The organism is Pseudomonas sp. NKUCC02_KPG (assembly GCF_019345465.1).
In the GTDB taxonomy this organism is placed as follows: Bacteria; Pseudomonadota; Gammaproteobacteria; order Pseudomonadales; family Pseudomonadaceae; genus Aquipseudomonas.
Genome location: NZ_JAHKRC010000011.1, coordinates 181247 through 204804, shown reverse-complemented (window position 1 = coordinate 204804; position 23558 = coordinate 181247). Strand labels below are relative to the sequence as shown.

20 protein-coding genes are annotated in these 23558 nt (G+C 58.0%); 13 read left to right on the top strand and 7 right to left on the bottom strand.

Annotation, left to right across the window (positions count from 1 at the left end; translation table 11 throughout):
- Nucleotides 1–4: 4 nt before the first annotated feature.
- Complete coding sequence (locus KO536_RS16395; RefSeq protein ID WP_133078275.1) at nucleotides 5–745, bottom strand: M48 family metallopeptidase; 741 nt, start codon at nucleotides 743–745, stop codon at nucleotides 5–7.
- 16 nt (nucleotides 746–761) lie between these two features.
- A complete protein-coding gene (gene mrcB, locus KO536_RS16390) occupies nucleotides 762–3086 on the bottom strand; it encodes a penicillin-binding protein 1B (protein ID WP_219262448.1) in 2325 nt (774 codons plus the stop codon).
- Between the two features lie 116 nt (nucleotides 3087–3202).
- On the opposite strand from mrcB, the gene KO536_RS16385 reads away from it, so the two are divergent.
- Both KO536_RS16385 and KO536_RS16380 read left to right on the top strand, forming a co-directional pair.
- Nucleotides 3203–4759 (top strand): AAA family ATPase, encoded by a 1557-nt coding sequence (locus KO536_RS16385; RefSeq protein ID WP_219262447.1) that lies wholly within the window; start codon nucleotides 3203–3205, stop codon nucleotides 4757–4759.
- Nucleotides 4760–5098: 339 nt separating this feature from the next.
- Nucleotides 5099–5371: a TfoX/Sxy family protein gene (locus KO536_RS16380; protein ID WP_133078278.1), complete on the top strand. Its 273-nt coding sequence runs from the start codon at nucleotides 5099–5101 to the stop codon at nucleotides 5369–5371.
- Between the two features lie 234 nt (nucleotides 5372–5605).
- Here KO536_RS16380 and KO536_RS16375 read toward each other — a convergent pair whose 3' ends face one another.
- From KO536_RS16375 to KO536_RS16365, 3 genes are read right to left on the bottom strand one after another with little or no spacing between them, the layout of a single operon-like run.
- Nucleotides 5606–6373, bottom strand: a complete 768-nt coding sequence (locus tag KO536_RS16375; protein WP_133078279.1) for a heme ABC transporter ATP-binding protein — start codon at nucleotides 6371–6373, stop codon at nucleotides 5606–5608.
- Nucleotides 6373–7356, bottom strand: coding sequence for an iron ABC transporter permease (locus tag KO536_RS16370; RefSeq protein ID WP_219262452.1), 984 nt, complete (start codon nucleotides 7354–7356; stop codon nucleotides 6373–6375). The genes KO536_RS16375 and KO536_RS16370 overlap by 1 nt, the downstream gene beginning before the upstream one ends.
- Nucleotides 7357–7406: 50 nt before the next feature.
- Nucleotides 7407–8282, bottom strand: coding sequence for a hemin ABC transporter substrate-binding protein (locus KO536_RS16365; RefSeq protein WP_133078281.1), 876 nt, complete (start codon nucleotides 8280–8282; stop codon nucleotides 7407–7409).
- Nucleotides 8283–8459: 177 nt separating this feature from the next.
- Here KO536_RS16365 and KO536_RS16360 point away from each other — a divergent pair, with 177 nt between their 5' ends.
- Nucleotides 8460–8798, top strand: coding sequence for a Rieske (2Fe-2S) protein (locus KO536_RS16360; protein WP_133078282.1), 339 nt, complete (start codon nucleotides 8460–8462; stop codon nucleotides 8796–8798).
- Here the strand turns inward: KO536_RS16360 and sfsA are convergent.
- Together sfsA and KO536_RS16350 are read right to left on the bottom strand one after the other, a co-directional pair.
- Complete coding sequence (gene sfsA, locus KO536_RS16355; RefSeq protein ID WP_133078283.1) at nucleotides 8781–9488, bottom strand: DNA/RNA nuclease SfsA; 708 nt, start codon at nucleotides 9486–9488, stop codon at nucleotides 8781–8783. The two genes, KO536_RS16360 and sfsA, sit on opposite strands and share 18 nt — an antisense overlap.
- Nucleotides 9488–10660 (bottom strand): pyridoxal phosphate-dependent aminotransferase, encoded by a 1173-nt coding sequence (locus KO536_RS16350; protein ID WP_133078284.1) that lies wholly within the window; start codon nucleotides 10658–10660, stop codon nucleotides 9488–9490. Before KO536_RS16350 ends, sfsA begins: the two co-directional genes overlap by 1 nt.
- A gap of 322 nt (nucleotides 10661–10982) precedes the next feature.
- Here KO536_RS16350 and dksA point away from each other — a divergent pair, with 322 nt between their 5' ends.
- The 10 genes from dksA to pgi all read left to right on the top strand — a co-directional run bounded on the left by dksA (nucleotide 10983) and on the right by pgi (nucleotide 23551).
- Nucleotides 10983–11423 (top strand): RNA polymerase-binding protein DksA, encoded by a 441-nt coding sequence (gene dksA, locus KO536_RS16345; protein WP_133078285.1) that lies wholly within the window; start codon nucleotides 10983–10985, stop codon nucleotides 11421–11423.
- Nucleotides 11424–11592: 169 nt separating this feature from the next.
- The gene (gene gluQRS, locus KO536_RS16340; RefSeq protein WP_219262446.1) at nucleotides 11593–12480 is read left to right on the top strand and encodes a tRNA glutamyl-Q(34) synthetase GluQRS; all 888 of its coding nucleotides are present in this window, start codon (nucleotides 11593–11595) and stop codon (nucleotides 12478–12480) included.
- Between the two features lie 78 nt (nucleotides 12481–12558).
- Nucleotides 12559–12735: a hypothetical protein gene (locus KO536_RS16335; protein WP_003176118.1), complete on the top strand. Its 177-nt coding sequence runs from the start codon at nucleotides 12559–12561 to the stop codon at nucleotides 12733–12735.
- A complete protein-coding gene (locus KO536_RS16330) occupies nucleotides 12719–15673 on the top strand; it encodes a sensor histidine kinase (protein ID WP_219262445.1) in 2955 nt (984 codons plus the stop codon). Before KO536_RS16335 ends, KO536_RS16330 begins: the two co-directional genes overlap by 17 nt.
- 22 nt (nucleotides 15674–15695) lie before the next feature.
- Complete coding sequence (locus KO536_RS16325) at nucleotides 15696–17129, top strand: sigma-54 dependent transcriptional regulator (protein WP_133078288.1); 1434 nt, start codon at nucleotides 15696–15698, stop codon at nucleotides 17127–17129.
- A gap of 734 nt (nucleotides 17130–17863) precedes the next feature.
- Nucleotides 17864–19258, top strand: coding sequence for a polynucleotide adenylyltransferase PcnB (locus KO536_RS16320; protein WP_133078290.1), 1395 nt, complete (start codon nucleotides 17864–17866; stop codon nucleotides 19256–19258).
- Nucleotides 19259–19261: 3 nt separating this feature from the next.
- Nucleotides 19262–19744 (top strand): 2-amino-4-hydroxy-6-hydroxymethyldihydropteridine diphosphokinase, encoded by a 483-nt coding sequence (gene folK, locus KO536_RS16315; protein WP_133078291.1) that lies wholly within the window; start codon nucleotides 19262–19264, stop codon nucleotides 19742–19744.
- 222 nt (nucleotides 19745–19966) lie between these two features.
- Nucleotides 19967–20767, top strand: coding sequence for a 3-methyl-2-oxobutanoate hydroxymethyltransferase (gene panB, locus KO536_RS16310; RefSeq protein WP_133078292.1), 801 nt, complete (start codon nucleotides 19967–19969; stop codon nucleotides 20765–20767).
- Nucleotides 20764–21624 carry a pantoate--beta-alanine ligase gene (gene panC / locus KO536_RS16305; RefSeq protein WP_133078293.1) on the top strand — a complete coding sequence of 287 codons (861 nt, stop codon included), beginning with the start codon at nucleotides 20764–20766 and terminating at the stop codon, nucleotides 21622–21624. The genes panB and panC overlap by 4 nt, the downstream gene beginning before the upstream one ends.
- Nucleotides 21625–21886: 262 nt before the next feature.
- The gene (pgi, locus tag KO536_RS16300; protein WP_133078294.1) at nucleotides 21887–23551 is read left to right on the top strand and encodes a glucose-6-phosphate isomerase; all 1665 of its coding nucleotides are present in this window, start codon (nucleotides 21887–21889) and stop codon (nucleotides 23549–23551) included.
- The last annotated feature ends 7 nt before the right edge of the window (nucleotides 23552–23558 follow it).

The window sequence follows — 23558 nt, the reverse complement described above, 5'->3', positions numbered from 1 at the left end:
ACCATCAGAGGCTGACCTTGGCTTTTTGACGGGCCAGTGCAGCGCCTGCAGCATCGCCCTGTTTCTCACGCGCCTGGGCAATCAAGCCCCACAGGCTGGCCTGCAGGTCCGGACGACCATTGGCGAACGTCAAACCGCGACGGGCAAACTGCTCCGCCTGAGCGGCGTCACCTTGTGCCATCCGCACTTGCGCCAAGCGATAGAGTACTTGCGGCTCCCGAGGCGCCACGCGCTGAGCACGCTCAAGACTCGACGAAGCGCCATTCAAGTCACCGCTCGACTGTTGCTGCTGAGCAGTGGTAAGCAACGCCAGCACTGGACCATCCAGCTGCTCGTCGGCAGCCAGAACGCCGCTACTGCTCGATGGAATTCCGCTTGGCGTAATCGGCGCCGGAGCGCTGTACGTATTACCCGGTGTATAGCTGCCCGTGCTGATGGGCGCTGCCGCCGGGCCAGGCGTAATCGGTCCGGGCGTGAACGGCTGGGTGCTGATCGGCGTAGATACGCTTGCAGCGCCACCCGGGATCATCACGACAACGCCCGAGTCCTCGGTAATCGTGCGCGCCTGAGTAGCACGCGGCGCAGTGGCCTGTGGGTAGTTTCCAGTCGTACGCTGGGCCGAAACTCGTTCGTTATTCGACACCGCCACACCAGAATCGACCACAGGGATCGAACCCTGAGGCACGCTGGCACAACCATTGAGCAAAGCCAGGGCTGAAACAGCCGCAATCCACAACTTATTCACGTAAAACCCTCTTTGCTTAATTCAACCAGCCCTTGACCCAATCCATCACGGCCTCACCTGAAGCAGGCGCCTGCCCGCCACAACTGGTCCCCGCTGGCGGCTCACTGCCGCGAATATACGGCATCTGTACCGCGCCAGGGCAGCTGGCGTCAGATCCTTGACCCGTATGCGGATCAATCCAGGCCTGAACAATGTTATCGGGCTGAGGCATATCGAGCGGCAGCGGGTCAGCTTTCTTCATAAAGCTGGTCCACACTTGCAGAGCACCGGTTGCGCCGGTAAACGGCGTTTTGCCGTTGTCGTCGCGACCCAGCCAGACCACTGCCAGCAAGTCCTGACTAAAACCTGCGAACCAGCTGTCACGCGAATCGTTACTGGTACCGGTCTTGCCTGCCAACGCAAGATTCCTGGGCAGTACGTTATAAACCGAACGCCCCGTACCTTCGCGCATTACATGCTGCATCGCATTCTGGATCAGGAAGATAGAACCCGGATCGAAGCGTTGCTGGATCTGGAACGGATAGCGCTTGAGTGGCTCGCCTTCTGCTGTCAGTACACTGCGAATCCCGCGCATCGGCGTATTAAAGCCGCCGTTGGCCAAGGTCTGATACATGGTCGCCACTTCCATCGGGCTCAATGCACCGGCACCCAGCAACATGGACGGGAACGCCGGGAACTGACGCTCAACCCCCAGTCGCGCCAAGGTCTTGAGCACATTAGGCACGCCGACTTCCTGCCCCAGTCTTACAGTACCCAGGTTGTAGGAGTTCATCATCGACTGGTAGAGGAAAACCGTGCCATGAGAACGCCGGTCATAGTTCTGAGGCTTCCAGACCTGACCGTCCGCGCCTTTGATCGACAACGGATCATCTGACAGCCAACTGGTCAGCGTGTACTGACTCGGCCGCTCAAGCGCCGTGAGATACACCGCAGGCTTGATCAACGAACCGATGGGCCGTACCGCATCCAGGGCACGGTTAAAACCTGCAAAGCGCGGTGCACGGCTGCCGATCAGGGCCTGAACCTCTCCGGTTTCAGGATTCGTGACCACCATTGCGGCTTCCACTTCATCCGAACCCTTACGCCCGGTCAGACGCTTGAAGGTCTCACCCATTGCGGCTTCAGACTTCATCTGCAGGATCGGGTCGAAGCTGGTAAAAATCCTCAACCCCTCTTCGGTCAAGTCTTCATCTCGATAATCTTCACGTAACTGACGCTTTACCAGATCCAGAAAACCCGGGAACGAGCTGTCTGCCAGACTGCCACGCGTGGTCACGCCCAGTGGCATTTTCTTGGCAGCAGCCACTTGCTCAGGCGTTGCAACACCTTGCTGCTCCAGCAAGTCGAGTACCAGATTACGGCGAACAAGCGCTCGCTCAGGGTAGCGTCGCGGATTGTAGGCCGATGGCCCTTTGACCATGCCTACCAGCAGCGCCACTTGATGCAACTTGAGCTCGGCCAGCGGCTGGCTGAAGAAGAACTGACTGGCCAGGCCAAAGCCGTGAACAGCCCGTTGACCGTCTTGACCTACAAACACTTCGTTGAGATACGCCTCAAGGATTTCGCGCTTGTCGTAATGCATCTCAAGCAACAAGGCCATCATGGCCTCGGTCAACTTACGGCTCAGACTGCGCTCGTTGGTCAGGTAGAAGTTCTTGACCAACTGCTGGGTCAATGTACTGCCGCCCTGACGCATTTGCCCGGCCGAGGTATTGACCCACATGGCACGTGCGATCGACTTTGGCGACACGCCAAAGTGATGATAAAAATCGCGATCCTCTACCGTTACCAGCGTTTCAAGCAGAAACGGCGGCACTTGATCGATATTGATCAGGATCCGGTCTTCGAGGTTTTTCGGATAGAGGCCACCGATCAGCAACGGCTCAAGGCGCACCACAGGCAGCTTGGAACCATTGGTCGATGACAGCTCTGCTACATAGTCACCAGAAAAACGTACACGTACCGGCTGTGCCTGTTCAGCACCTTCATAAAACTGGAAGCCACGGGTATTGAGGTCGACCGTGTTGCCATTGACTGCTGCGGCACCAGGGCCATTGGCCACGCTTTCACGGCGGTAGCCCAGCGCATCGAGCTCCGTGAGGAAGTCGTTCTTGCTCAGCTTCTGGCCGACGAACAGCTCCAGCGGCCGGGCATAAACCTTGGCCGGGATGGTCCAGCGCTTGCCGGAGAACTTCTCCTGCACGATGGCATCCAGATAGACGGCAAAACCTGCCAGCACCACCAGACCGACCAGACTGAGCTTGATTGCCCAGCCCAGCCAGGGCCGAAGGCCGCCAGAAGGACGTTTGGAACGAGAACGAGGAGATCGGGTACGAGTCATGGCGCGAGATTATACGCACTTTATTCATGTTCATCATGCGCAGCCCGGCGGTTTGCACTCCCGCTGTCAGCCGCCATAATGGCGCATCGAATTTTCCAGACCTTGAAGGATCAACCGTGAGCCAGAACCTGATTGCCGCCCTGCAAAACCCGGACCTCTACCCCCATGAAGTCGATGGGTTTCAGGTTATCGAGACGCACATCTCCTGGGTCATCCTTACGGGGCCGTACGCCTACAAACTTAAGAAGCCCGTCAACTTTGGCTTTCTGGACTTCACCGAGCTCAGCGGTCGCGAGCACTTCTGCAATGAAGAGCTGCGCCTGAACCAGCGCCTGACCGAAGGGCTGTACCTCGAGGTCTTGCCGATCACCGGTACTGCCGAAGCGCCAGCACTGGGCGGCGAAGGCCCGGCCATCGAATATGTGCTGAAAATGCGTCAGTTCCCGCAAAGCCAGCTGCTGAGCACCTTGCAAGCCAATGGCGAACTCAACGCCGCCCATGTCGACGAAATGGCCCAGCAGATCGCCCTGTTCCACACTCAGGCGCCCCACGTTCCTGCTGAACACTACCAAGGTACTCCAGAAGCCGTGATGGATCCTGTCCGTCAGAACTTCGATCAGATTCGCCCATTTCTTTCGGACAAAGCTGACCTGCTGCAACTGGACGCGCTCCAGGCCTGGGCAGAAGCAAGCTTTACCCGCCTCAAGCCGTTGTTCGAGCAGCGCAAGGCACAGGGATTCATCCGCGAATGCCACGGTGACATTCACTTGGGCAACGCCACCATCATTGATGGCAAGGTAGTGATTTTCGACTGCATTGAATTCAACGAGCCTTTCCGCTTTACCGATGTGTATGCCGACACCGCTTTTCTGGCGATGGACCTTGAAGACCGTGGCCTTAAGTCGCTGGCTCGACGGTTTGTCAGCCAGTACCTGGAGCTGACAGGCGATTATCAGGGCCTGGAGCTGCTGAACTTCTACAAAGCCTACCGTGCACTGGTTCGCGCCAAAATCAGCCTGTTCAGCATGCCTGCAGAAGCCAGCCCTGTTCAGCGCGCGGCCACACTGCGCCAATACCGCAATTACGCCAATCTGGCGGAAAGCTACAGCACTATCCCTTCACGCTTCCTGACGATCACCCACGGTGTTTCGGCTGTAGGCAAAAGCTCAGTCGCCATGCGCCTTGTCGAGGCACTGGGGGCGATTCGTCTGCGCTCAGACGTTATCCGCAAGCAGTTGTTCGGACAGCAGACCACTGAAAACGCGGTAGGCGATGGCATTTACAATGCCGACGCCAGCACTGCTACCTACAACAAGCTGCATGAACTGGCTGGCATCGTGCTGCGTGCGGGTTTCCCCGTGGTGATCGACGCTACCTACCTCAAGCGTGAACAGCGCGATGCCGCCGCTCAAGTAGCAGAAGCCACCGGCGTGCCTTGCCTGATCCTTGACTGCACAGCGCCAGACGCCGTGATCGAAGGCTGGCTGGCCCATCGCAAGTCCATTGGCACCGACCCTTCTGACGCCACTCTGGAAGTAGTCAAGGCACAGCAAGCCAGTCGCGAAGCCCTGGGCGCCGATGAAATCCTGCGCAGCAAATGTGTTGAAACCCACAACAGCAAAAGCCTCGACACCCTGATCGCTGATATTCGCCAGCGCTTGCCAGGCCTGTAAGGATTCGCGCTAGCCGTGAAACCGCAATGGTTTCACGGCTCAATTGAGCACCGGTGAAATTGAGCGGCCTTTAGTGTTCGTACTCGCCAGCACTGCCGGTAATACAATTACGACACCCGATCCAGCACACATGCAGTGCAATGGATCATGCAGGGTTGCACCGCCTCAGACGCTCTATCCCCTACGCCCCCGCCATCTTCTGACAAAATCCTTGTTGTTCAGAGCCAATCCTTTGTTCCAAAACCGACTAACGGACTGCGGTTTTCCTACTGAGCGCTACACTTCGTAGAATCAAAATGCCCCATAAACGCTGAGCTCACGCCGTCGCAAGGAGAGCTGATGAATGATGAACTCCAGCATTTGAAAAATCTTGGGAAGACCTCAGCGCAATGGCTTCACGCTGTTGGTATTCACAGCGCCTCGGACTTGAGACGTCTGGGGGCTGTTGATGCATATCGAGCAGTAAAGGCCCGGGGCTTCAGGGCTTCTAAAGTATTGCTGTATGCGATTGAAGGAGCCTTGCTGGATGTTCACTGGAACGATATCCCCGCGCAGCGCAAAGAAGAGCTGAACCAGCAGGTGGATCACCTGGCCACGTTGAAAAAAGCCTGAAGTGACTCATTTCAAACACGCACGATGAACGGTAAAAAACAGTTGTTGACATGGTAATGAGAATTGTTATGATTACGCCATCTGGTCGCGAGATCAGTCGATCTTCTGAAAGGCCCTTGGTTCGGACTCTCAGAAAATCTCCTCATCAGGCTAATCACGGTTATTTGACCCGGCTCTTGCCGGGTCTTTTTTTGCCTGCCGAAAAGCGCCAGCCAAATGACTCACGCTACCTGCTCAGCGGGCAATCACCATCGGGCAGCCCAGCTCCGGGTGAGGCTGCACTAAAACGTCCAGACCAAAAACGGCTTTTAGCGCGTCCGGCTGCAGCACCTTTTGCGGACAATCCAGGGCTCGGGGACGTCCCTCCTCAAGCAACAACAGACGATCGCAGTAACGCGCGGCAAGATTCAGGTCATGGAGGATGATCAGTACCGCCGCTCCGCGGTCCGCGAACGCACGAATGGCCTTGAGCGTCGTGTGCTGATGCAATGGGTCGAGCATGGAGGTCGGCTCATCAAGCAACAGGGTTTGCCCGCTTTGCCCTGGCCATAATTGCGCCAGCACCCTCGCCAGATGCACCCGTTGCCGCTCACCACCCGACAACGCCAGATAGCTGCGCCCCGCCAAGTGCTCAACGTCAGCCGCCTGCAACGCGGCGTGAATGATTTCTGAATCGCGGGTCCGACCTGTCTGATGTGGCAGTCGCCCCATACCCACTACTTCTTCAACACGAAAGGCGAAATCCAGGGTAGAGGTCTGCGGCAAGACCGCAAGACGCTGGGCCCGTTGCGCGCCCTTGAAGTTGCCCAGGACTTGCTGGTCCAGCCAGACCTGCCCCCCACTCGGAGCCAAGTCCCCGCACAACGCGGCCAGCAGTGTGCTTTTACCCGCGCCATTGGGGCCCAGCACGCCCAGCACTTCACCCGGACGTACATCAAGAGTGACATCCGCCAACACGATTTTCCGGTCACGACGGATCTGCAGATTCTCCGCACGCAGCATCAGTGGCGACCTCGCAACAGTAAGTAGAGGAAGAACGGCGCCCCAAGGAATGCGGTAACAATCCCGATGGGCAGCTCTGCAGGTGCCAGGGCCAGTCGTGCAATCAAGTCGGCAAACAGCAGTAACGCTGCACCTGCCAGCACGGAAGCAGGTAACAGCACGCGGTGATCAGGCCCTGCCAGCAGCCGTACCAGATGCGGCACCACCAGCCCGATAAAACCAATCATCCCTGCCGCCGCCACAGCAGCGCCCACACCCAAGGCCGTGCAAAACACCAGCTCGCGCTTAAGGCCTTCGACGTCGATCCCCAGATGATTGGCCTCCGACTCTCCCAACAACAGCGCATTGAGCGCACTTGCTCGCCGAGGCAACCACAAGGCAACACCCACAGTAACAATCAACAAGGGCCACAACCGCGCGTAACTGGCGCCATTAAGACTGCCCAGATTCCAGAAAGTCAGGGTACGCAATGTCGCGTCATCTGCCAGATAGGTAAACAATCCGACCGCCGAACCGGCCAAAGCTGTCAGCGCGATCCCCGCAAGCAACATGACGGCGACATTGGTCTGACCGTTGCGCCGCCCCAGCCGATACACCAGTGCCGTTACACCCAACCCCCCGAGAAACGCGCACAGCGACAGCAAATAGGGTCCGATAAACTCTGGCAGCCCGCCAAACGCAGATCCGCCCACAATCGCAATCGCCGCACCCAAGGCTGCGCCGCTGGACACACCGACCAACCCGGGGTCGGCCAACGGGTTACGGAACAACCCCTGCATGGCTACACCTGACAACGCCAGCACACCGCCAACTGCCAACCCCAGCAATGTCCGAGGCAAACGAATCTGCCCCAGGATCAGCTCGGCCTGCTCCAGACCTTCGCCCGGTATCGGTATGCCCAGCAACCTCAGAGCCGCGCGCAGGGTGTCAAACAACGGCAAGCTCACAGGCCCCAGCGCCAGCGACAACCACGTCGCCAACAGGCACAGGGCACTCAGGCCAATAAACAATGATCGGGGTTTAACCAGGGTCCTCATGGGTTAGCCGGGGCCGCGGGATAAAAGTCTGCTGTCAGTTGCTTCAAGCTGGCTGGCAATCGTGGCCCCAGTCCACCCACCAGCAGTGTTGGGTCCAGCTCGTACACGCGGCCATTTTTAGCCGCACGGATAGACGCCAATACCGGGTTTTCCTTGAACAGTGCCGTGCGAGCCGCCTCACCTGTCAAACTGCGATCCGCAAACACCAAAACTTCAGGATTGAGCCCTGCCAGCGCCTCCACAGAAAACGGCTTGTAGCCGGTGTGGGTGGCCAGGTTATGTCCGCCAGCTTGAGTCAGCAGCCAGTCTGCCGCCGTATCCTTGCCGGCAATCAGCGGCTTGCCCCCCGCGTGCCCCAATAACAACAGCACCCCAGGCTTCTTGTGATCGGCTTGTGCCGCCTTTACCTGCTGCTGATGACGAACAAGTTGTTGCTGGTAGTCATTGAACAGTTGCCCCGCTTGCGCCTCGTTACCCAGCAGTCGCCCCAAATGCTTCAAGGTGGCTTCAAGGCTTGCAAGATCGGCCTTGGCCGAAAACATCTCTACCGGGACACCTGCACCGCGAATCTGTGCCAAAACCGGCGGCGGTCCCATCTCGTCAGTGCCGATCAGGACATCCGGTTTCAGGCTCAGGATCCCTTCTGCCGAAAGCTGGCGCTGATAACCGATGCTGGGCAGCGACTTGAGTGATTCAGGATGTTGGCTGGTGGTATCGACCCCAACCAATTTAGACTCCGCGCCCAACGCGCTTACCCACTCCGAAAGCGCTCCACCCGCGCTGACCCAGCGTTGTGGCAACTCGCCAGCCAGGCTGGCATGACTGATCATAAGGCCTGCACAGAGCGAAATCAGGCGGGTACTCAGGCGCATACAGGGGCATTCCTTGAAAAAGAGGGCTCAACGGGACAAGGGGATTGTCACGCCGTGAAAACAGCACATCGCAGAGCAAGCCGCCATTTGATAATTGTTTGCATTTGCACGTCAACCTCTTAACCCACGCTGAAACACGTCAACCACACAGCCGTTTGGCTGCTATTAAGGATTGCCATGAAGTTTTTATGCCCCTCACAGGCACTAAGCGAAGGCGCCAGCCGTGGCTTCGAGCTGGATGAGCTGAGCCTGCTCGTCATTCGTCGTGAAGGCCAGGTATATGCCTACAAAAACCGCTGCCCCCATCGCGGGGTAACACTGGAATGGCAACCGGATCAGTTTCTCGACTCAAGCGCCAGCCTGATCCAGTGCGCGACTCACTCGGCACTGTTTCTGATCGAAAGCGGTGAATGCGTTGCCGGGCCTTGCGCCGGGCAGTTTCTGACAGCCCTTGACTGCCGTGAAGACAGTCAAGGGATCTGGATTACGCCACAAGTGTCAGAGGATGACGTCTAGTCGGCGATCAACCACCACTCCATCAGGCGTCAGGCTTACGCCATACGCCAGCACTTGCACCCCGGCAGCGACCGCCTCGCGCAACGCTGCCGCGTAACCGGGGTCGATCTCCTGGGCCGGACGCACCGCGTCGATACCCGTAAGGTTGACGCAATACAGCTGAACGGCACGCACCCCTTCACGCGCCAGGGTGGCAAGCTCGCGCAGATGCTTGGCACCACGCTGCGTAACAGCATCCGGAAATGCAGCGACACGAGAGTCGTCAAAACCCAGGGTCACACTCTTGACCTCTACAAAGGCAAAGCCTTGGGGGTATTCCAGACGGAAATCAATCCGGCTTTTTTCCTGGCCGTAAGGGACTTCACGCTTGAGTGCAGTGAAGCCATCAAGCTCAGTAATCACCCCTGCCAACAACGCCTCCTCGATCAAGTGATTGGCTCGCGCGGTATTCACGCACGCCAACCGCCCTTGCGGGGTTTGGCTGATTTCCCAAGTGCCCGGCAATTTGCGCTTGGGATCATTGGAGCGGCTGAACCAGACCTGACCACCTTCGACCATGCAATTGAGCATGGAGCCCGTATTCGGGCAGTGGATGGTCATCAACTCGCCAGTGGTGGTTTCGATATCCGCCAGGAAACGCTTGTAGCGCTTGATCAGCCGCCCTTCTTCCAGTTCAGGTGAAAAACGCATCAGCCTTTCCAGCTCTTGAGACCAAGGGCGATCCGCTCAACGGCCTCCTGCAGGCGCGGCAAACTTTGAGTGTAGGCAAACCGTACGTGGTGCCCTGACTTGAAGCGCCCAAAATCCAGGCCCGGCGTAAAGGCTATGTGCTGGGTTTCAAGAAAGTGCTGGCAAAATGCAAACGCATCGCCGCCAAACGCGCTGATATCGGCGTACAGGTAAAACGCACCCTCTGGCTCTACCGCAATACCAAAGCCAAGCTCACGCAAGGCCGGCAACAGAAAGTCACGACGCCGCCCGAATTCGGCCCGACGCTCTTCCAGAATGGCCAGTGTCTGCGGTTCAAAACAGGCCAGGGCTGCGTATTGAGCCATGCTTGGCGCGCTGATATAGAGGTTCTGCGCGAGCTTCTCCAGATCAGCCACGGCTTCAGGCGGTGCCACCAGCCAGCCCAAACGCCACCCGGTCATGCCGAAATACTTGGAAAAGCTATTGAGCACAAACGCGCTGTCATCGACTTCAAGCACGCTCGTCGCATCGCAGCCATAGGTCAGGCCATGGTAAATCTCATCCACCACCAGATGCCCGTTGCGGGCCTTGATCGCCGTAGACAGTGCCGCCAGCTCATCACGGTTCAAGATCGTACCGGTAGGGTTGGCCGGGGATGCCACCAGCGCACCTACACTGTCTTGATTCCAGTAGCGCTCGACCAGATCCGCCGTCAGTTGGTAGCGCACCTCCGGGCCAACCGGCACCAATTGCGCGGCTCCCTCTACCAGACGTAGGAAATGTCGATTACAGGGGTAGCCAGGATCTGCAAGCAGCCAGTGTTTTCCGGGATCGACCAGCAGGCTGGATGCAAGCAACAAGGCGCCAGAACCACCTGGAGTGACAAGTATCCGTGAAGGATCGATGTTCAATCCATAACGCTGCTGATAGAACCCGGAGATCGCCTCGCGCAGCTCCGGCAGACCACGTGCTGCGGTGTAGCGGGTTTTTCCGGCAGCCAGGGCGGCCTGCCCCGCGGCAATGATCGGCTCAGCCGTGGTGAAATCCGGCTCCCCGATTTCCAGGTGAATCACATCGTGCCCCGCAGCCTGAAGCTCGTTGGCACGCGCCAACAACGCCATCACGTGGAACGGTTCGATTGCGCGGCTGCGCGCACTGTAAGACTGAGCCATGAGCCTGCCTTCCTGGGTAAGCAAAAGCCTGATTCTACCCAAGCAGTGCCACAAGGGAGAGCTAATTACTGTCTTAGGCAAGCGGCCTATAGAACCAAACAACCCAGCCTTTGGTCATAGCTCGACTAAAATTAATATTCAGGTACTAATCTCAAGCACCACAGGCTCTGTACACAACCACTGACAACGGGCTAGACATGCGGGAGTAGCGCAGCCCGATTTGATCTGGTAAGTTCGCCCGCTTGCAGCCGCAGGGCCGGCAGGTGTCGGTGATGTTGCAATCCTGCGCAATGGATTAGAAGAATGAGAGGCGGTCCATTTCATGCCCACACAAACCAAGCAACAGAATACTCAACTTAGCGGCTTCGAACCCTACGTTGAAAAGAAGGGCGAAGAGTACATGGGCGAGCCCATGCGCAAGCACTTCACCAAGATTCTGCAAAAGTGGAAACAGGACTTGATGCAGGAAGTCGACCGCACCGTTGATCACATGAAAGACGAAGCGGCAAACTTTCCTGACCCATCCGACCGCGCTAGCCAGGAAGAAGAGTTCAGCCTGGAACTGCGCGCCCGCGATCGCGAGCGCAAGCTGATCAAGAAAATCGACAAGACTCTCCAACTGATCGAAGACGAGGAATACGGCTGGTGCGAATCCTGTGGTGTCGAGATCGGTATTCGTCGACTCGAGGCCCGTCCTACTGCCGACATGTGCGTAGACTGCAAGACCTTGGCTGAAATCAAGGAAAAACAAGTCGGCAAGTAATCGCTGGCTTGACTGAATGGGGCGTGCGAACGCCCCATTTTTGTTTTTGGACTTTCTGTGTCCTGCGTGGGAGCGGGCTTGCTCGCGATAGCATCACCGCGCCAATCGCTCTAAACCGGGTAGCCCCATCGCGAGCACGCCCGCTCCCACACAAAACCGGCCCACGTCCATGACTGCTCCCTCCTACATCGGGCGCTTCGCCCCAACGCCCAGTGGCCACCTGCACTTTGGCTCGCTGGTCGCCGCCCTCGCTTCTTATCTGGATGCCCGCTCTGTGGGTGGCCGCTGGCTGCTGCGCATGGAAGACCTCGACCCTCCCCGCGAAATGCCCGGTGCACAAGCCGCCATTCTGGATGCCCTTGAACGCTACGGTTTTGAATGGGACGGCGAACTGGTTCGCCAAAGCGACCGTCACGAGGCATACGCCCAAGTGCTGAACCGACTGTTCAGCATGGGCCTGGCTTACGCCTGCACCTGTTCGCGCAAACAGCTTGAAGGCTATAACGGCATTTACCCGGGGCTGTGCCGCAATGCGGGCCACTCGATGGAAAACGCCGCTATCCGCATACGCGTCCCCGAGCTCGAATACCGTTTTGAGGATCGGGCTCAGGGCTTGTTTGGTCAGCATCTGGGACGGGATGTGGGGGACTTTGTGATCAGGCGCCGGGACGGCCTGTATGCCTACCAACTGGCCGTGGTGCTCGATGACGCCGCCCAGGGTGTGACGGATATCGTGCGTGGCGCCGACCTGCTGGACTCCACACCGCGCCAGCTCTACCTGCAGGAGCTGCTGGGCTTGTCACAACCGCGCTACCTGCATGTGCCGCTGATCGTGCAGCCCGATGGCCACAAGCTCGGCAAATCGTACCGCTCGCCGCCCCTGACACCCGAGCAGGCAACACCATTGCTGCTTCGCGCCTTGCGCGCCCTGGGTCAGACGCCTGACGAATGCTTGAACGACGCCACCCCGCGTGAAGTCCTGGATTGGGGCATCGCTCACTGGAGCGCAGCCAAAATCCCGCGCACACTGACCCTCCCCGAAGCGCAATTACGCTGACAACCCTTGCAGGTTGCCAGCCATCCGTTACCATCGCCGCACGTTTTTGGGCATGCGGCCTGTAAAAGTGAGGGCGGGATGTATATCTATCGATTGGTCCTGTTGTTGGTTGTCGGGATCTACCTGTTTTCTCCCGCCATCATGGATTGGTGGATCGATGCGACAGGTGCCTGGTACAGGCCCTATCTGCTCTGGCTGATTCTGATCGTTGTGACCTTTATTCTTCAGAGCCAAAAAGATGCCGATGAGCTTTAGCCTGACCCAGATGATCCTGATCAGCGCCGCCTACCTGGGGGTACTGTTTGGTGTGGCCTGGATCAGTGAACGCGGCATGATCCCGCGCGCAATCATTCGCCACCCGCTGACCTACACACTGTCGCTGGGCGTCTATGCCAGTGCCTGGGCGTTTTACGGCACGGTGGGCCTGGCCTACGAATACGGCTATGGATTTCTATCCAGCTACCTGGGGGTTTCCGGGGCCTTTTTGCTGGCGCCCGTGCTGCTCTACCCCATCCTGAAAATTACCCGCACTTATCAGCTTTCATCCCTGGCTGACTTGTTCGCTTTCCGTTTTCGCAGCACATGGGCCGGTGCGCTGACCACGATTTTCATGCTCATAGGCGTGTTACCGCTGCTGGCCCTGCAGATCCAGGCCGTGGCCGACTCCATCAGCATCCTCACACGCGAACCCGTGCAACACCGCGTCGCCCTGAGCTTCTGTGCGCTGATTACCCTGTTTACGATCTTCTTCGGCTCGCGGCACATCGCCACCCGTGAAAAACACGAAGGTTTGGTCTTCGCGATCGCCTTTGAGTCGGTAATCAAACTGATCGCCATTGGCGGGGTGGGCCTCTACGCGCTTTATGGTGTGTTCGACGGCCCGCAACAGCTTGAAGTCTGGCTGCTGCAAAACCAGACCGCCCTCGCCGCTCTGCACACGCCATTGCAAGAAGGCCCGTGGCGTACCTTGCTGCTGGTGTTTTTCGCCTCGGCCATCGTGATGCCGCACATGTATCACATGACCTTCACCGAGAACCTCAACCCGCGCGGACTGGTCAGCGCCAGCTGGGGCCTGCCGCTGTTCCTGCTGCTGATGAGCCTGGCCGTGCCGCTGATTCTATGGGCTGGCCTCAAGCTGGGCGCCACCACCAATCCCGAGTACTTCACCCTCGGTATCGGCATCGCCGCCAACAGCAAACCCCTTGCGTTGCTGGCCTATGTCGGCGGATTGTCTGCCTCTAGCGGGCTGATCATCGTCACCACCCTGGCACTGTCCGGCATGGCCCTGAACCATCTGGTGCTGCCGCTTTATCAGCCACCCGCCGAAGGCAACATCTACCGCTGGCTGAAGTGGACCCGCCGGGCACTGATCGTAGCCATCATCATGGCTGGCTATGGCTTTTACCTGCTGCTGGGCGCCGAACAGGATCTGGCCAACCTCGGTATCGTCGCATTCGTCGCGACCTTGCAGTTCCTGCCGGGCGTGCTCTCGGTGCTGTACTGGCCGACCGCCAACCGCCGCGGCTTTATTGCCGGATTGCTGGCAGGGATTCTGGTGTGGATGGCGAGCATGCTGTTCCCGCTGATCGGCAACTTCCAGGGGTTCTACATCCCGTGGCTGAACATGATCTATGTGCTGGACGACACCAGCTGGCACATGGCGGCAATCGCCTCACTGGCAGCCAACGTCCTGATGTTCACCCTGATTTCGCTGTTCACCAACGCCAGCCCCGAAGAGGCCAGTGCCGCCGAAGCTTGCGCCGTCGACAATGTACGCCGTCCACAACGGCGCGAGCTGCACGCCGCCTCACCGCAAGAATTCGCCACCCAGCTGGCCAAACCGTTGGGCGCCAAGGCGGCACAAAAAGAAGTCGAGCAAGCACTGCGTGACCTGTTCTTACCGTTCGACGAGCGCCGCCCCTACGCCTTGCGCCGTTTGCGCGACCGTATCGAAGCCAACCTTTCAGGCTTGATGGGCCCCAGCGTTGCCCAGGACATGGTCGAAACCTTTTTGCCCTACAAGTCGGGCGGCGAAAACTACGTCACCGAAGACATCCACTTCATTGAAAGCCGGCTTGAGGACTACCACTCACGCCTGACGGGGCTGGCAGCCGAACTCGACGCCTTGCGCCGTTATCACCGCCAAACCTTGCAAGAGCTGCCCATGGGCGTTTGTTCGCTGGCCAAGGATCAAGAGATCCTGATGTGGAACAAGGCCATGGAAGAGTTGACCGGTATCCCGGCCCAGCGTGTGGTGGGTTCGCGCCTTAGCACCCTGGGAGATCCGTGGCGAGAGTTGTTGCAAGGCTTTATCGACCTGCCTGACGAACACTTGCACAAGCAGCACCTGGCCCTGGATGGCCAGACTCGCTGGCTCAACCTGCACAAAGCCGCGATCGATGAACCTCTGGCCCCAGGAAACAGCGGCCTGGTGTTACTGGTCGAAGACCTTACAGAAACCCAGATGCTCGAAGACAAGCTGGTGCATTCCGAGCGACTGGCCAGCATCGGACGCCTGGCGGCGGGTGTCGCTCACGAAATCGGCAACCCTGTCACCGGGATCGCCTGCCTGGCGCAAAACCTGCGCGAGGAACGCGAAGACGACAGCGAGCTGACTGAAATCAGCAGCCAGATTCTTGAACAGACCAAACGTATCTCGCGCATCGTCCAGTCCTTGATGAGCTTCGCCCATGCCGGCAGCCACCAGCACAATGACGAGCCCGTCTGTCTGGCCGAAGTGGCACAGGATGCCATTGGCCTGCTGGCCCTGAACCGACGCAATTTCGAGGTGCAGTTCTATAACCTCTGCGACCCTGATCATTGGGTCGACGGAGACCCGCAACGACTCGCCCAAGTATTGATCAACCTGCTCTCCAACGCCCGTGACGCCTCACCGGCCGGGAGTGCAGTGAGGGTCAAGAGCGAAGCCAGCGAGCACACCGTCGACCTCATCGTGGAAGACGAAGGCACAGGCATCCCCAAGAACATCATGGATCGATTGTTCGAACCGTTTTTCACCACCAAGGACCCTGGCGAAGGCACCGGTCTGGGCCTTGCACTGGTCTATTCCATCGTTGAAGAGCATTATGGACAAATCACCATCGACAGCCCGGCTGACATTCACAGCCAACGCGGAACCCGTATCCGGGTGACACTACCGCGTCATGTCGAAGCGACGTCCGCTGTGAACTGAGACCGTCGAGAGAACCGAATCAATGCCGCATATTTTGATCGTCGAAGATGAAACCATCATCCGCTCCGCGTTACGCCGTTTACTGGAGCGTAACCAGTACCAGGTCAGCGAGGCCGGCTCGGTGCAAGAAGCACAGGAGCGTTTCAGCATCCCCTCGTTCGACTTGATTGTCAGCGACCTGCGCCTGCCAGGCGCTCCGGGCACCGAGCTGATCAAGCTCGGCCAAGGCAAGCCGGTGCTGATCATGACCAGCTATGCCAGCCTGCGCTCGGCTGTTGACTCGATGAAAATGGGCGCTGTCGACTACATCGCCAAACCCTTTGATCACGATGAAATGCTGCAAGCGGTGGCGCGTATTCTGCGTGACCGGCAAAACGTCCAGAGCGCACCTGTCGAGCGCCCTGCCAAACCGGGTGTCAGCGACAAAAGTGCTGTGGATAACAGCAACGGTGAAATCGGCATCATCGGCTCCTGCCCACCCATGCTGGACATGTACAGCAAGATCCGCAAAGTCGCGCCAACCGATTCCAATGTCTTGATCCAGGGTGAATCCGGTACCGGCAAAGAGCTGGTTGCACGCGCCCTGCACAATCTTTCCCGGCGAGCCAAGGCACCGATGATTTCGGTGAACTGCGCAGCCATTCCTGAATCTCTGATCGAGTCCGAACTGTTCGGCCACGAAAAAGGCGCGTTTACCGGCGCCAGCGCTGGCCGTGCAGGCCTGGTTGAAGCGGCCGACGGCGGAACACTGTTCCTTGATGAAATCGGCGAACTGCCGCTTGAGGCCCAAGCCCGTCTGCTTCGCGTGCTGCAAGAGGGCGAGATTCGCCGCGTAGGTTCCGTGCAGTCGCAAAAGGTCGATGTACGTCTGATTGCCGCGACGCACCGCGACCTGAAAAGCCTGGCCAAGGTCGGTCAGTTCCGCGAAGACTTGTACTACCGCCTGCACGTCATCGCACTCAAGCTGCCCGCATTGCGCGAGCGTGGCGCTGACGTGAACGAAATCGCCAACGCTTTTCTTGCACGCCAAAGTGCCCGCATTGGCCGCACTGACCTGAAATTCGCCCCCGATGCCGAGCGGGCAATCAGTCATTACTCCTGGCCGGGTAACGTGCGTGAACTGGAAAACGCAGTAGAGCGAGCGGTGATCCTGTGTGAAAGCCCGGAAATTTCGGCTGAACTGCTGGGTATCGATATTGAGCTGAGCGATCTGCAAGACGATGATTTTATCGGCCTGGCCCCGCAGCAGAGTATCGTCAACGGTAACACCAGCCTTGATCCGACCGAAGATCTGTCACTGGAAGACTACTTCCAGCACTTCGTGCTTGAGCATCAGGACCACATGACCGAGACAGAACTGGCCCGCAAACTGGGGGTCAGCCGCAAGTGCTTGTGGGAGCGGCGCCAACGCCTGGGCATTCCTCGGCGCAAAACCGGCGTGCCAAGCGAGGGCTAGGTAACACGTTTAAATGTAAAAAAACTGTTACCTCAGTCAAATCACGTAACAAAAGCCGGGTCTTAAGGTAACGATGACCCGGCTTTTTTTTGCCCTGAAAAAAGCAAAAACACTAAAAAACCCTTATTTTGCTGGCCCGTGCAAAAGTTGGCACGACCCCTGCTATATGTATTCGTACAAGAACAATAAGAATCACAGCAACACACAATAAAAATAAGACGTATCGGCTCACGCATAACAAGAACAACACGGCGGAGGCGCAGCTAACTGATTGTTTTGGAGAGGCGTTGTAAATGGGGCTTGCCCCACGACTAGGCAGAGAACAACAAAAACTGCACTTAAAGCAGAGCCTGAACTAGTTGGATCATGGATCACATCAACACAGCGACCAAAGCAATCCGTTTGCTCTTATCTCCCGATTGGGAGGGTTACTCAGGCAAGACCTCTGTAACCAGGGCGATTAACAAAAACAAAAAGCCCGCAATCAATAATAAAAATAGAGCATGCAATTCATTCTGGGGGAGCTTTGGCTCCCCTTGTGCTTGCTGCGATTCAGAAAAAACTCCCACGCCTCTACCTCAACGTTCTCGCAGCTATTTTTGCCTGTTACCTGCAGCTTCGCTCACAAGAGCGACTCAGCGTCCTACACCATCCCCTGACTAAATGCTAGAATCCCCGCCCATCATGCGGTCATTCTTCGTTTTGGCCGAACATTCCTTCAAACAGTGCATCCCATGCTGAAGAAGCTGTTCCAGTCATTCCGTTCCCCCAAGCGTCGTACGCAACAACTGCGCAGCACCCCTGAAGTGCTCAACAGCAGCCAACACTCGCTGCAACGTGCCCAGTTCAGCCGCTACGCGGTCAACATCGTCGAGCGCCTGCAGAACGCCGGTTACCAGGCCTATCTGGTAGGCGGTTGCGTACGCGACATGCTGCTCAACATCACGCCAAAAGACTTTGACGTCGCTACCAGCGCCACGCCTGAACAAGTGCGCGCCGAGTTTCGCAATGCGCGAATCATCGGTCGACGTTTCAAACTGGTGCATATCCACTTTGGTCGCGAAATCATTGAAGTCGCAACCTTCCGTGCCAATCACCCGCAAAACGACGAAGAGGAAGACAGCAACCAGTCCTCACGTAACGAGAGCGGGCGCATCTTGCGCGACAACGTTTACGGCACCCTTGAAGAAGACGCCCAGCGTCGTGACTTCACGATCAACGCCCTGTACTACGACCCGGTCAGCGAACGCATCCTCGACTACGCCAATGGCGTACACGACATACGTAACCGCTTGCTGCGCCTGATTGGTGACCCGCAACAGCGCTACCAGGAAGATCCGGTGCGCATGCTGCGCGCAGTGCGTTTTGCCGCCAAGCTCAACTTTGGCATCGAAAAACACACCGCCGAGCCGATTCGCGAACTGGCCCCCATGCTGCGCGAAATCCCCTCGGCACGGTTGTTCGAAGAAGTCCTCAAGCTGTTCCTCTCGGGTAACGCTTCAGACACCTTCGAAATGCTGGTTGACCTCGAGTTGTTCGACCCACTGTTCCCGGCCAGCGCCGAAGCACTGGAACACAATCCGACATACACCCACACCCTGATCAGCGAAGCCTTGCGCAACACCGATCTGCGGATCAAACAGGGCAAACCGGTAACTCCGGCCTTCCTGTTTGCTGCCCTGCTCTGGCCTGCCCTGCCGGCCCGTGTACTGCGTCTGCAAGATCAAGGCATGCCGCCCATTCCTGCCATGCAGGAAGCCGCGCACGAACTGATCGCCGAACAGTGCCAGCGCATTGCCATTCCCAAGCGTTTCACCATGCCGATTCGCGAGATCTGGGACATGCAGGAGCGCCTGCCACGGCGCAGCGGCAAACGTGCCGACATGTTGCTCGACAACCCGCGCTTCCGTGCCGGCTACGACTTCTTGCTGCTGCGTGAAAGCGCAGGCGAGCAGACCAATGGCCTGGGCGAGTGGTGGACGGACTATCAGGACGCCAATGACAGCGGTCGCCGCGACATGATTCGTGACCTGAGCAACGCCAAGGATGACGGCACCGGGCCTGCACCGCGTAAACGTCGCCGCACCAGCGGTGCCAAGCGCAAACGCAGCGCCGCAGCGGACGAGTAAGCGATGGAGCGCGTCTACATTGGAATGGGCAGCAACTTGGCCGCCCCTGAAGAGCAATTGCGCAGTGCCGTCCAGGCACTGGCGCAATTGCCTGACTCCCGACTCGTCGGGGTGTCGGCGTTCTATCAAAGCGATTCATTGCTACCCGGTCAGCCGCGCTACACCAATGCCGTGGCCGCCATCGACAGCACGCTGCCACCTCTGGACCTGCTCGACGCACTGCAAGCCATCGAGCTAGATCAAGGTCGCGAACGCCACGAACGCTGGGGCCCACGCACCCTGGATCTCGACATTTTGCTGTTTGGCGATCGCCTGATCGACGAACCCCGCCTCAAAGTCCCCCACTACCACATGCACGCCCGACCTTTTGTGCTCTACCCCCTGGCTGAAGTGGCGCCAGCATCCCTGAAACTCGCCGATGGCCGTAGCCTGTCGCAATTGCTGGCCGACTGCCCATTCATCGGGCTTGAGCGCATCACCGCTTAAGCTGAAACGAATCAATAACCGGGTAACACCTTTGCGGTAACACCCGGAATTGACTTCCTGTGAGCTCGTCACGACTATAGGCATCCCGCTGCCATCCGCTGGATGGCGCAATGTGAAAAGCAGGCTTTATAAGCGCCCTCTATAAAGGTGTGCCTGTTCATAACGATGAATCACACGCGTTACTCGCAGTGGTTATCACACTGCCTGACGAGGATCCTTTTCATGCCAGCTATTACCCTGACCACCCTGCAAAGCCTTAAGCAAAAAGGTGAAAAAATCACCATGCTGACGTGCTATGACGCCACCTTTGCCCATGCCTGCAATCAGGCCGGTGTTGAAGTGTTACTGGTAGGCGACTCCCTGGGCATGGTTCTACAAGGGCATGACAGCACATTGCCTGTGACGACCGCCGACATGGCTTACCACGTGGCTTGCGTCAAACGCGGTAACCAGGACGCCCTGATTCTCGCAGACATGGCCTTCATGGCGAATGCGACCCTGGAACAAAGCCTGAACAACAGCGCGCTGCTGATGAAAGCCGGCGCGCACATGGTCAAAGTCGAAGGCGCCGTGTGGCTCGCCGAATCGATTCGCGCCATGACCGAACGAGGTATCCCTGTGTGCGCGCACATGGGTCTGACCCCGCAGACGGTGAACGTACTGGGCGGTTACAAAGTTCAGGGACGCAACGAAAACCAGGCGCGCCAGATGCGTGCCGACGCCATTGCCCTGGAGCAAGCAGGCGCAGCCATGCTGCTGCTTGAGTGCGTACCGAGCGAACTGGCGGCAGAAATCACCCACGCAGTGAAAATCCCGGTTATCGGCATTGGTGCCGGCAGTGACACAGACGGACAGGTTCTGGTGCTGCACGACATGCTCGGCCTGTCGCTGACGGGGCGCGTGCCCAAGTTTGTGAAGAACTTCATGACCGGCCAGCCTGACATCCAGTCCGCCCTGAGTGCCTACGTCACTGAAGTCAAAGCCGTCAGCTTTCCTGCTACCGAACACGGATTCTCTGCATGAACACAGTTAAAACCGTTCGCGAATTGCGCGCCGTTATCGCCCGTGCACGCCGCGAAGGCAAACAAATAGCCCTGGTTCCGACCATGGGCAATCTGCACAGCGGTCATGGCGCACTGGTCACCACCGCCGCGCAACAGGCTGACTTTGTAGTGGCCAGCATTTTTGTAAACCCGCTGCAGTTTGGTGCCAACGAAGACCTCGCCACCTATCCGCGCACTCTGGCGGCCGATCAGGAAAGACTCCTGCAGGCAGGTTGCCATTTGCTGTTTGCCCCAACCGTCGAGGAAATGTACCCCAACGGCATGGAGGGCCTGACCCGTGTTACTGCCGCCAAGTTGAGCAATGAACTGTGCGGCAGCCGTCGCCCGGGGCATTTCGATGGCGTGACCACGGTGGTCAGCAAACTGTTCAATATGGTTCAGCCTGATCTGGCGATCTTTGGCCAAAAGGACTACCAGCAGCTGGCAGTCATTCGTGCAATGGTCAACGACCTCAACTTTCCGATCCAGATCATCAGTGAACCGACCGTACGCGCCGAAGATGGCCTGGCCCTGTCTTCGCGAAATGGTTACCTGAGCGAAGAGCAGCGTGCCCTGGCACCTGCGCTGTACCGTCATTTGAGCGAGATGGCTCACGCCATTGAAGCTGGTGAGCGCGATTACCCGGCATTGGTCAGCCAGCATCTGGCGCAGATCGAAGCCATCGGCTTTCGCCCCGACTACCTGGAAGTGCGTCACGGCCAGACTTTGCTCCCGGCCACGGCCACTGATCGTGACCTGGTGATTTTGGTCGCGGCTTTTATGGGCGCCACCCGTTTAATCGACAACGTGCACTTAAACCTCGACAGCGCGCTCTGACAGAGCCGACTGCGCGGACCCGCGGAATGACCCGCACTCCATAAAGAAACACTGAAACGATTCAGCTCGTGTGACACAGCGGTGACAAAAGTTACCGTTTGTTGTCAGACAAAGCCAAGACAGAAGCAGGCGAGAGAGGTACTGTAATCGCCCTGCTTCTAGCTGACGTGCAGAATCAGACCGACCGGGCACCTCGATAATAAAAAGGTGCAGGCGTTTTCAGTGTCCAAAGGCAGTTCAAGCAAAAAGGATATCCGCAGCGATGGCGTACTACCGCACCCCTCATGACGTTACCGCTCTGCCCGCTTGGCAAGCGTTGAAACTCCACCGCGCTGACATGCAAAATTTCAGCATGCGCGACGCGTTTAACAGCAACCCCAAACGTTTTGAAGAATTCACCCTGAGCAGCTGCGGGCTGTTTCTGGACTACTCGAAAAACCTGATCACCAACGAGACCCGCGACCTGTTGGTCAATCTCGCCAACGAGGTCGATCTCAAAGGCGCGATCAAGTCGCTGTTTGGTGGCGAAATCGTCAACGCCTCTGAAGGCCGTCCAGCCTTGCACACCGCGCTGCGCCGCCCGGTTGCCGACAAACTGTCGGTGAACGGCGTGAACATCATGCCCGAGGTGCATAAAGTCCTGAACCAGATGACCGAGCTGGTCGGCAGGATTCACGACGGTCTGTGGCGTGGTTACACCGAAAAACCGATCACCGATATCGTCAACATTGGCATTGGTGGCTCTTTCCTGGGCCCCGAGCTGGTCTCTGAAGCGCTGTTGTCCTACGCCCAAAAAGGGGTGCGTTGCCACTACCTGGCAAATATCGACGGCAGTGAATTCCATGAACTGACCGCCAAATTGCGCGCCGAAACCACGCTGTTTATCGTTTCGTCCAAATCCTTCAACACCCTCGAAACCCTGAAAAACGCTCAGGCTGCCCGGGCCTGGTACCTGGCCCAGGGCGGTTCGGAAGCAGAGCTGCATCGCCACTTTATCGCCGTATCGAGCAACAACGCGGCCGCTGTGGCCTTCGGTATTCGCGAAGAGAACATCTTCCCGATGTGGGACTGGGTCGGCGGGCGTTACTCGCTGTGGTCGGCCATCGGCTTGCCAATTGCCCTGGCAATCGGCATGTCCAACTTCAAGGAGCTTCTGTCCGGTGCCTACACCATGGACCAGCACTTCCAGACCGCTCCGTTTGAACAGAACATGCCTGTGCTGATGGCCGCACTGGGTGTCTGGTATGGCAATTTCTGGGGCGCACAAAGCCACGCGATCCTGCCGTACGACCACTACCTGCGCAACATCACCAAACACTTGCAACAGCTGGACATGGAGTCCAACGGCAAAAGCGTGCGCCAGGACGGCACTCCGGTGTCCACCGACACGGGTCCTGTCATCTGGGGCGGCGTAGGCTGCAACGGTCAGCATGCGTATCACCAGTTACTGCATCAGGGCACCCAGCTGATCCCGGCCGATTTCATCGTGCCGATCGTCAGTTTCAACCCTGTGGCCGATCACCATCAGTGGCTGTATGCCAACTGCCTGTCGCAAAGCCAGGCTCTGATGCTGGGTAAAACCCGCGAAGAAGCCGAAACTGAATTGCGCGACAAAGGCATGGCCGAAGAAGAGGTGCAAAAACTCGCACCGCACAAGGTGATTCCAGGCAACCGTCCGAGCAATACCCTGGTGGTTGAACGCATCAGCCCGCGTCGTCTGGGCGCGCTGGTTGCGCTGTACGAGCACAAGGTCTTTGTGCAAAGCGTGATCTGGGGCATCAACGCCTTCGACCAATGGGGTGTCGAGCTGGGCAAGGAACTGGGCAAGGGCGTTTACAACCGCCTGGTCGGCAGCCAGGAAGAGCCGGCCGACGATGCTTCGACCCAAGGTCTGATCAACTACTTCCGCGGTCGCCATCGCGGTTGATTGATAG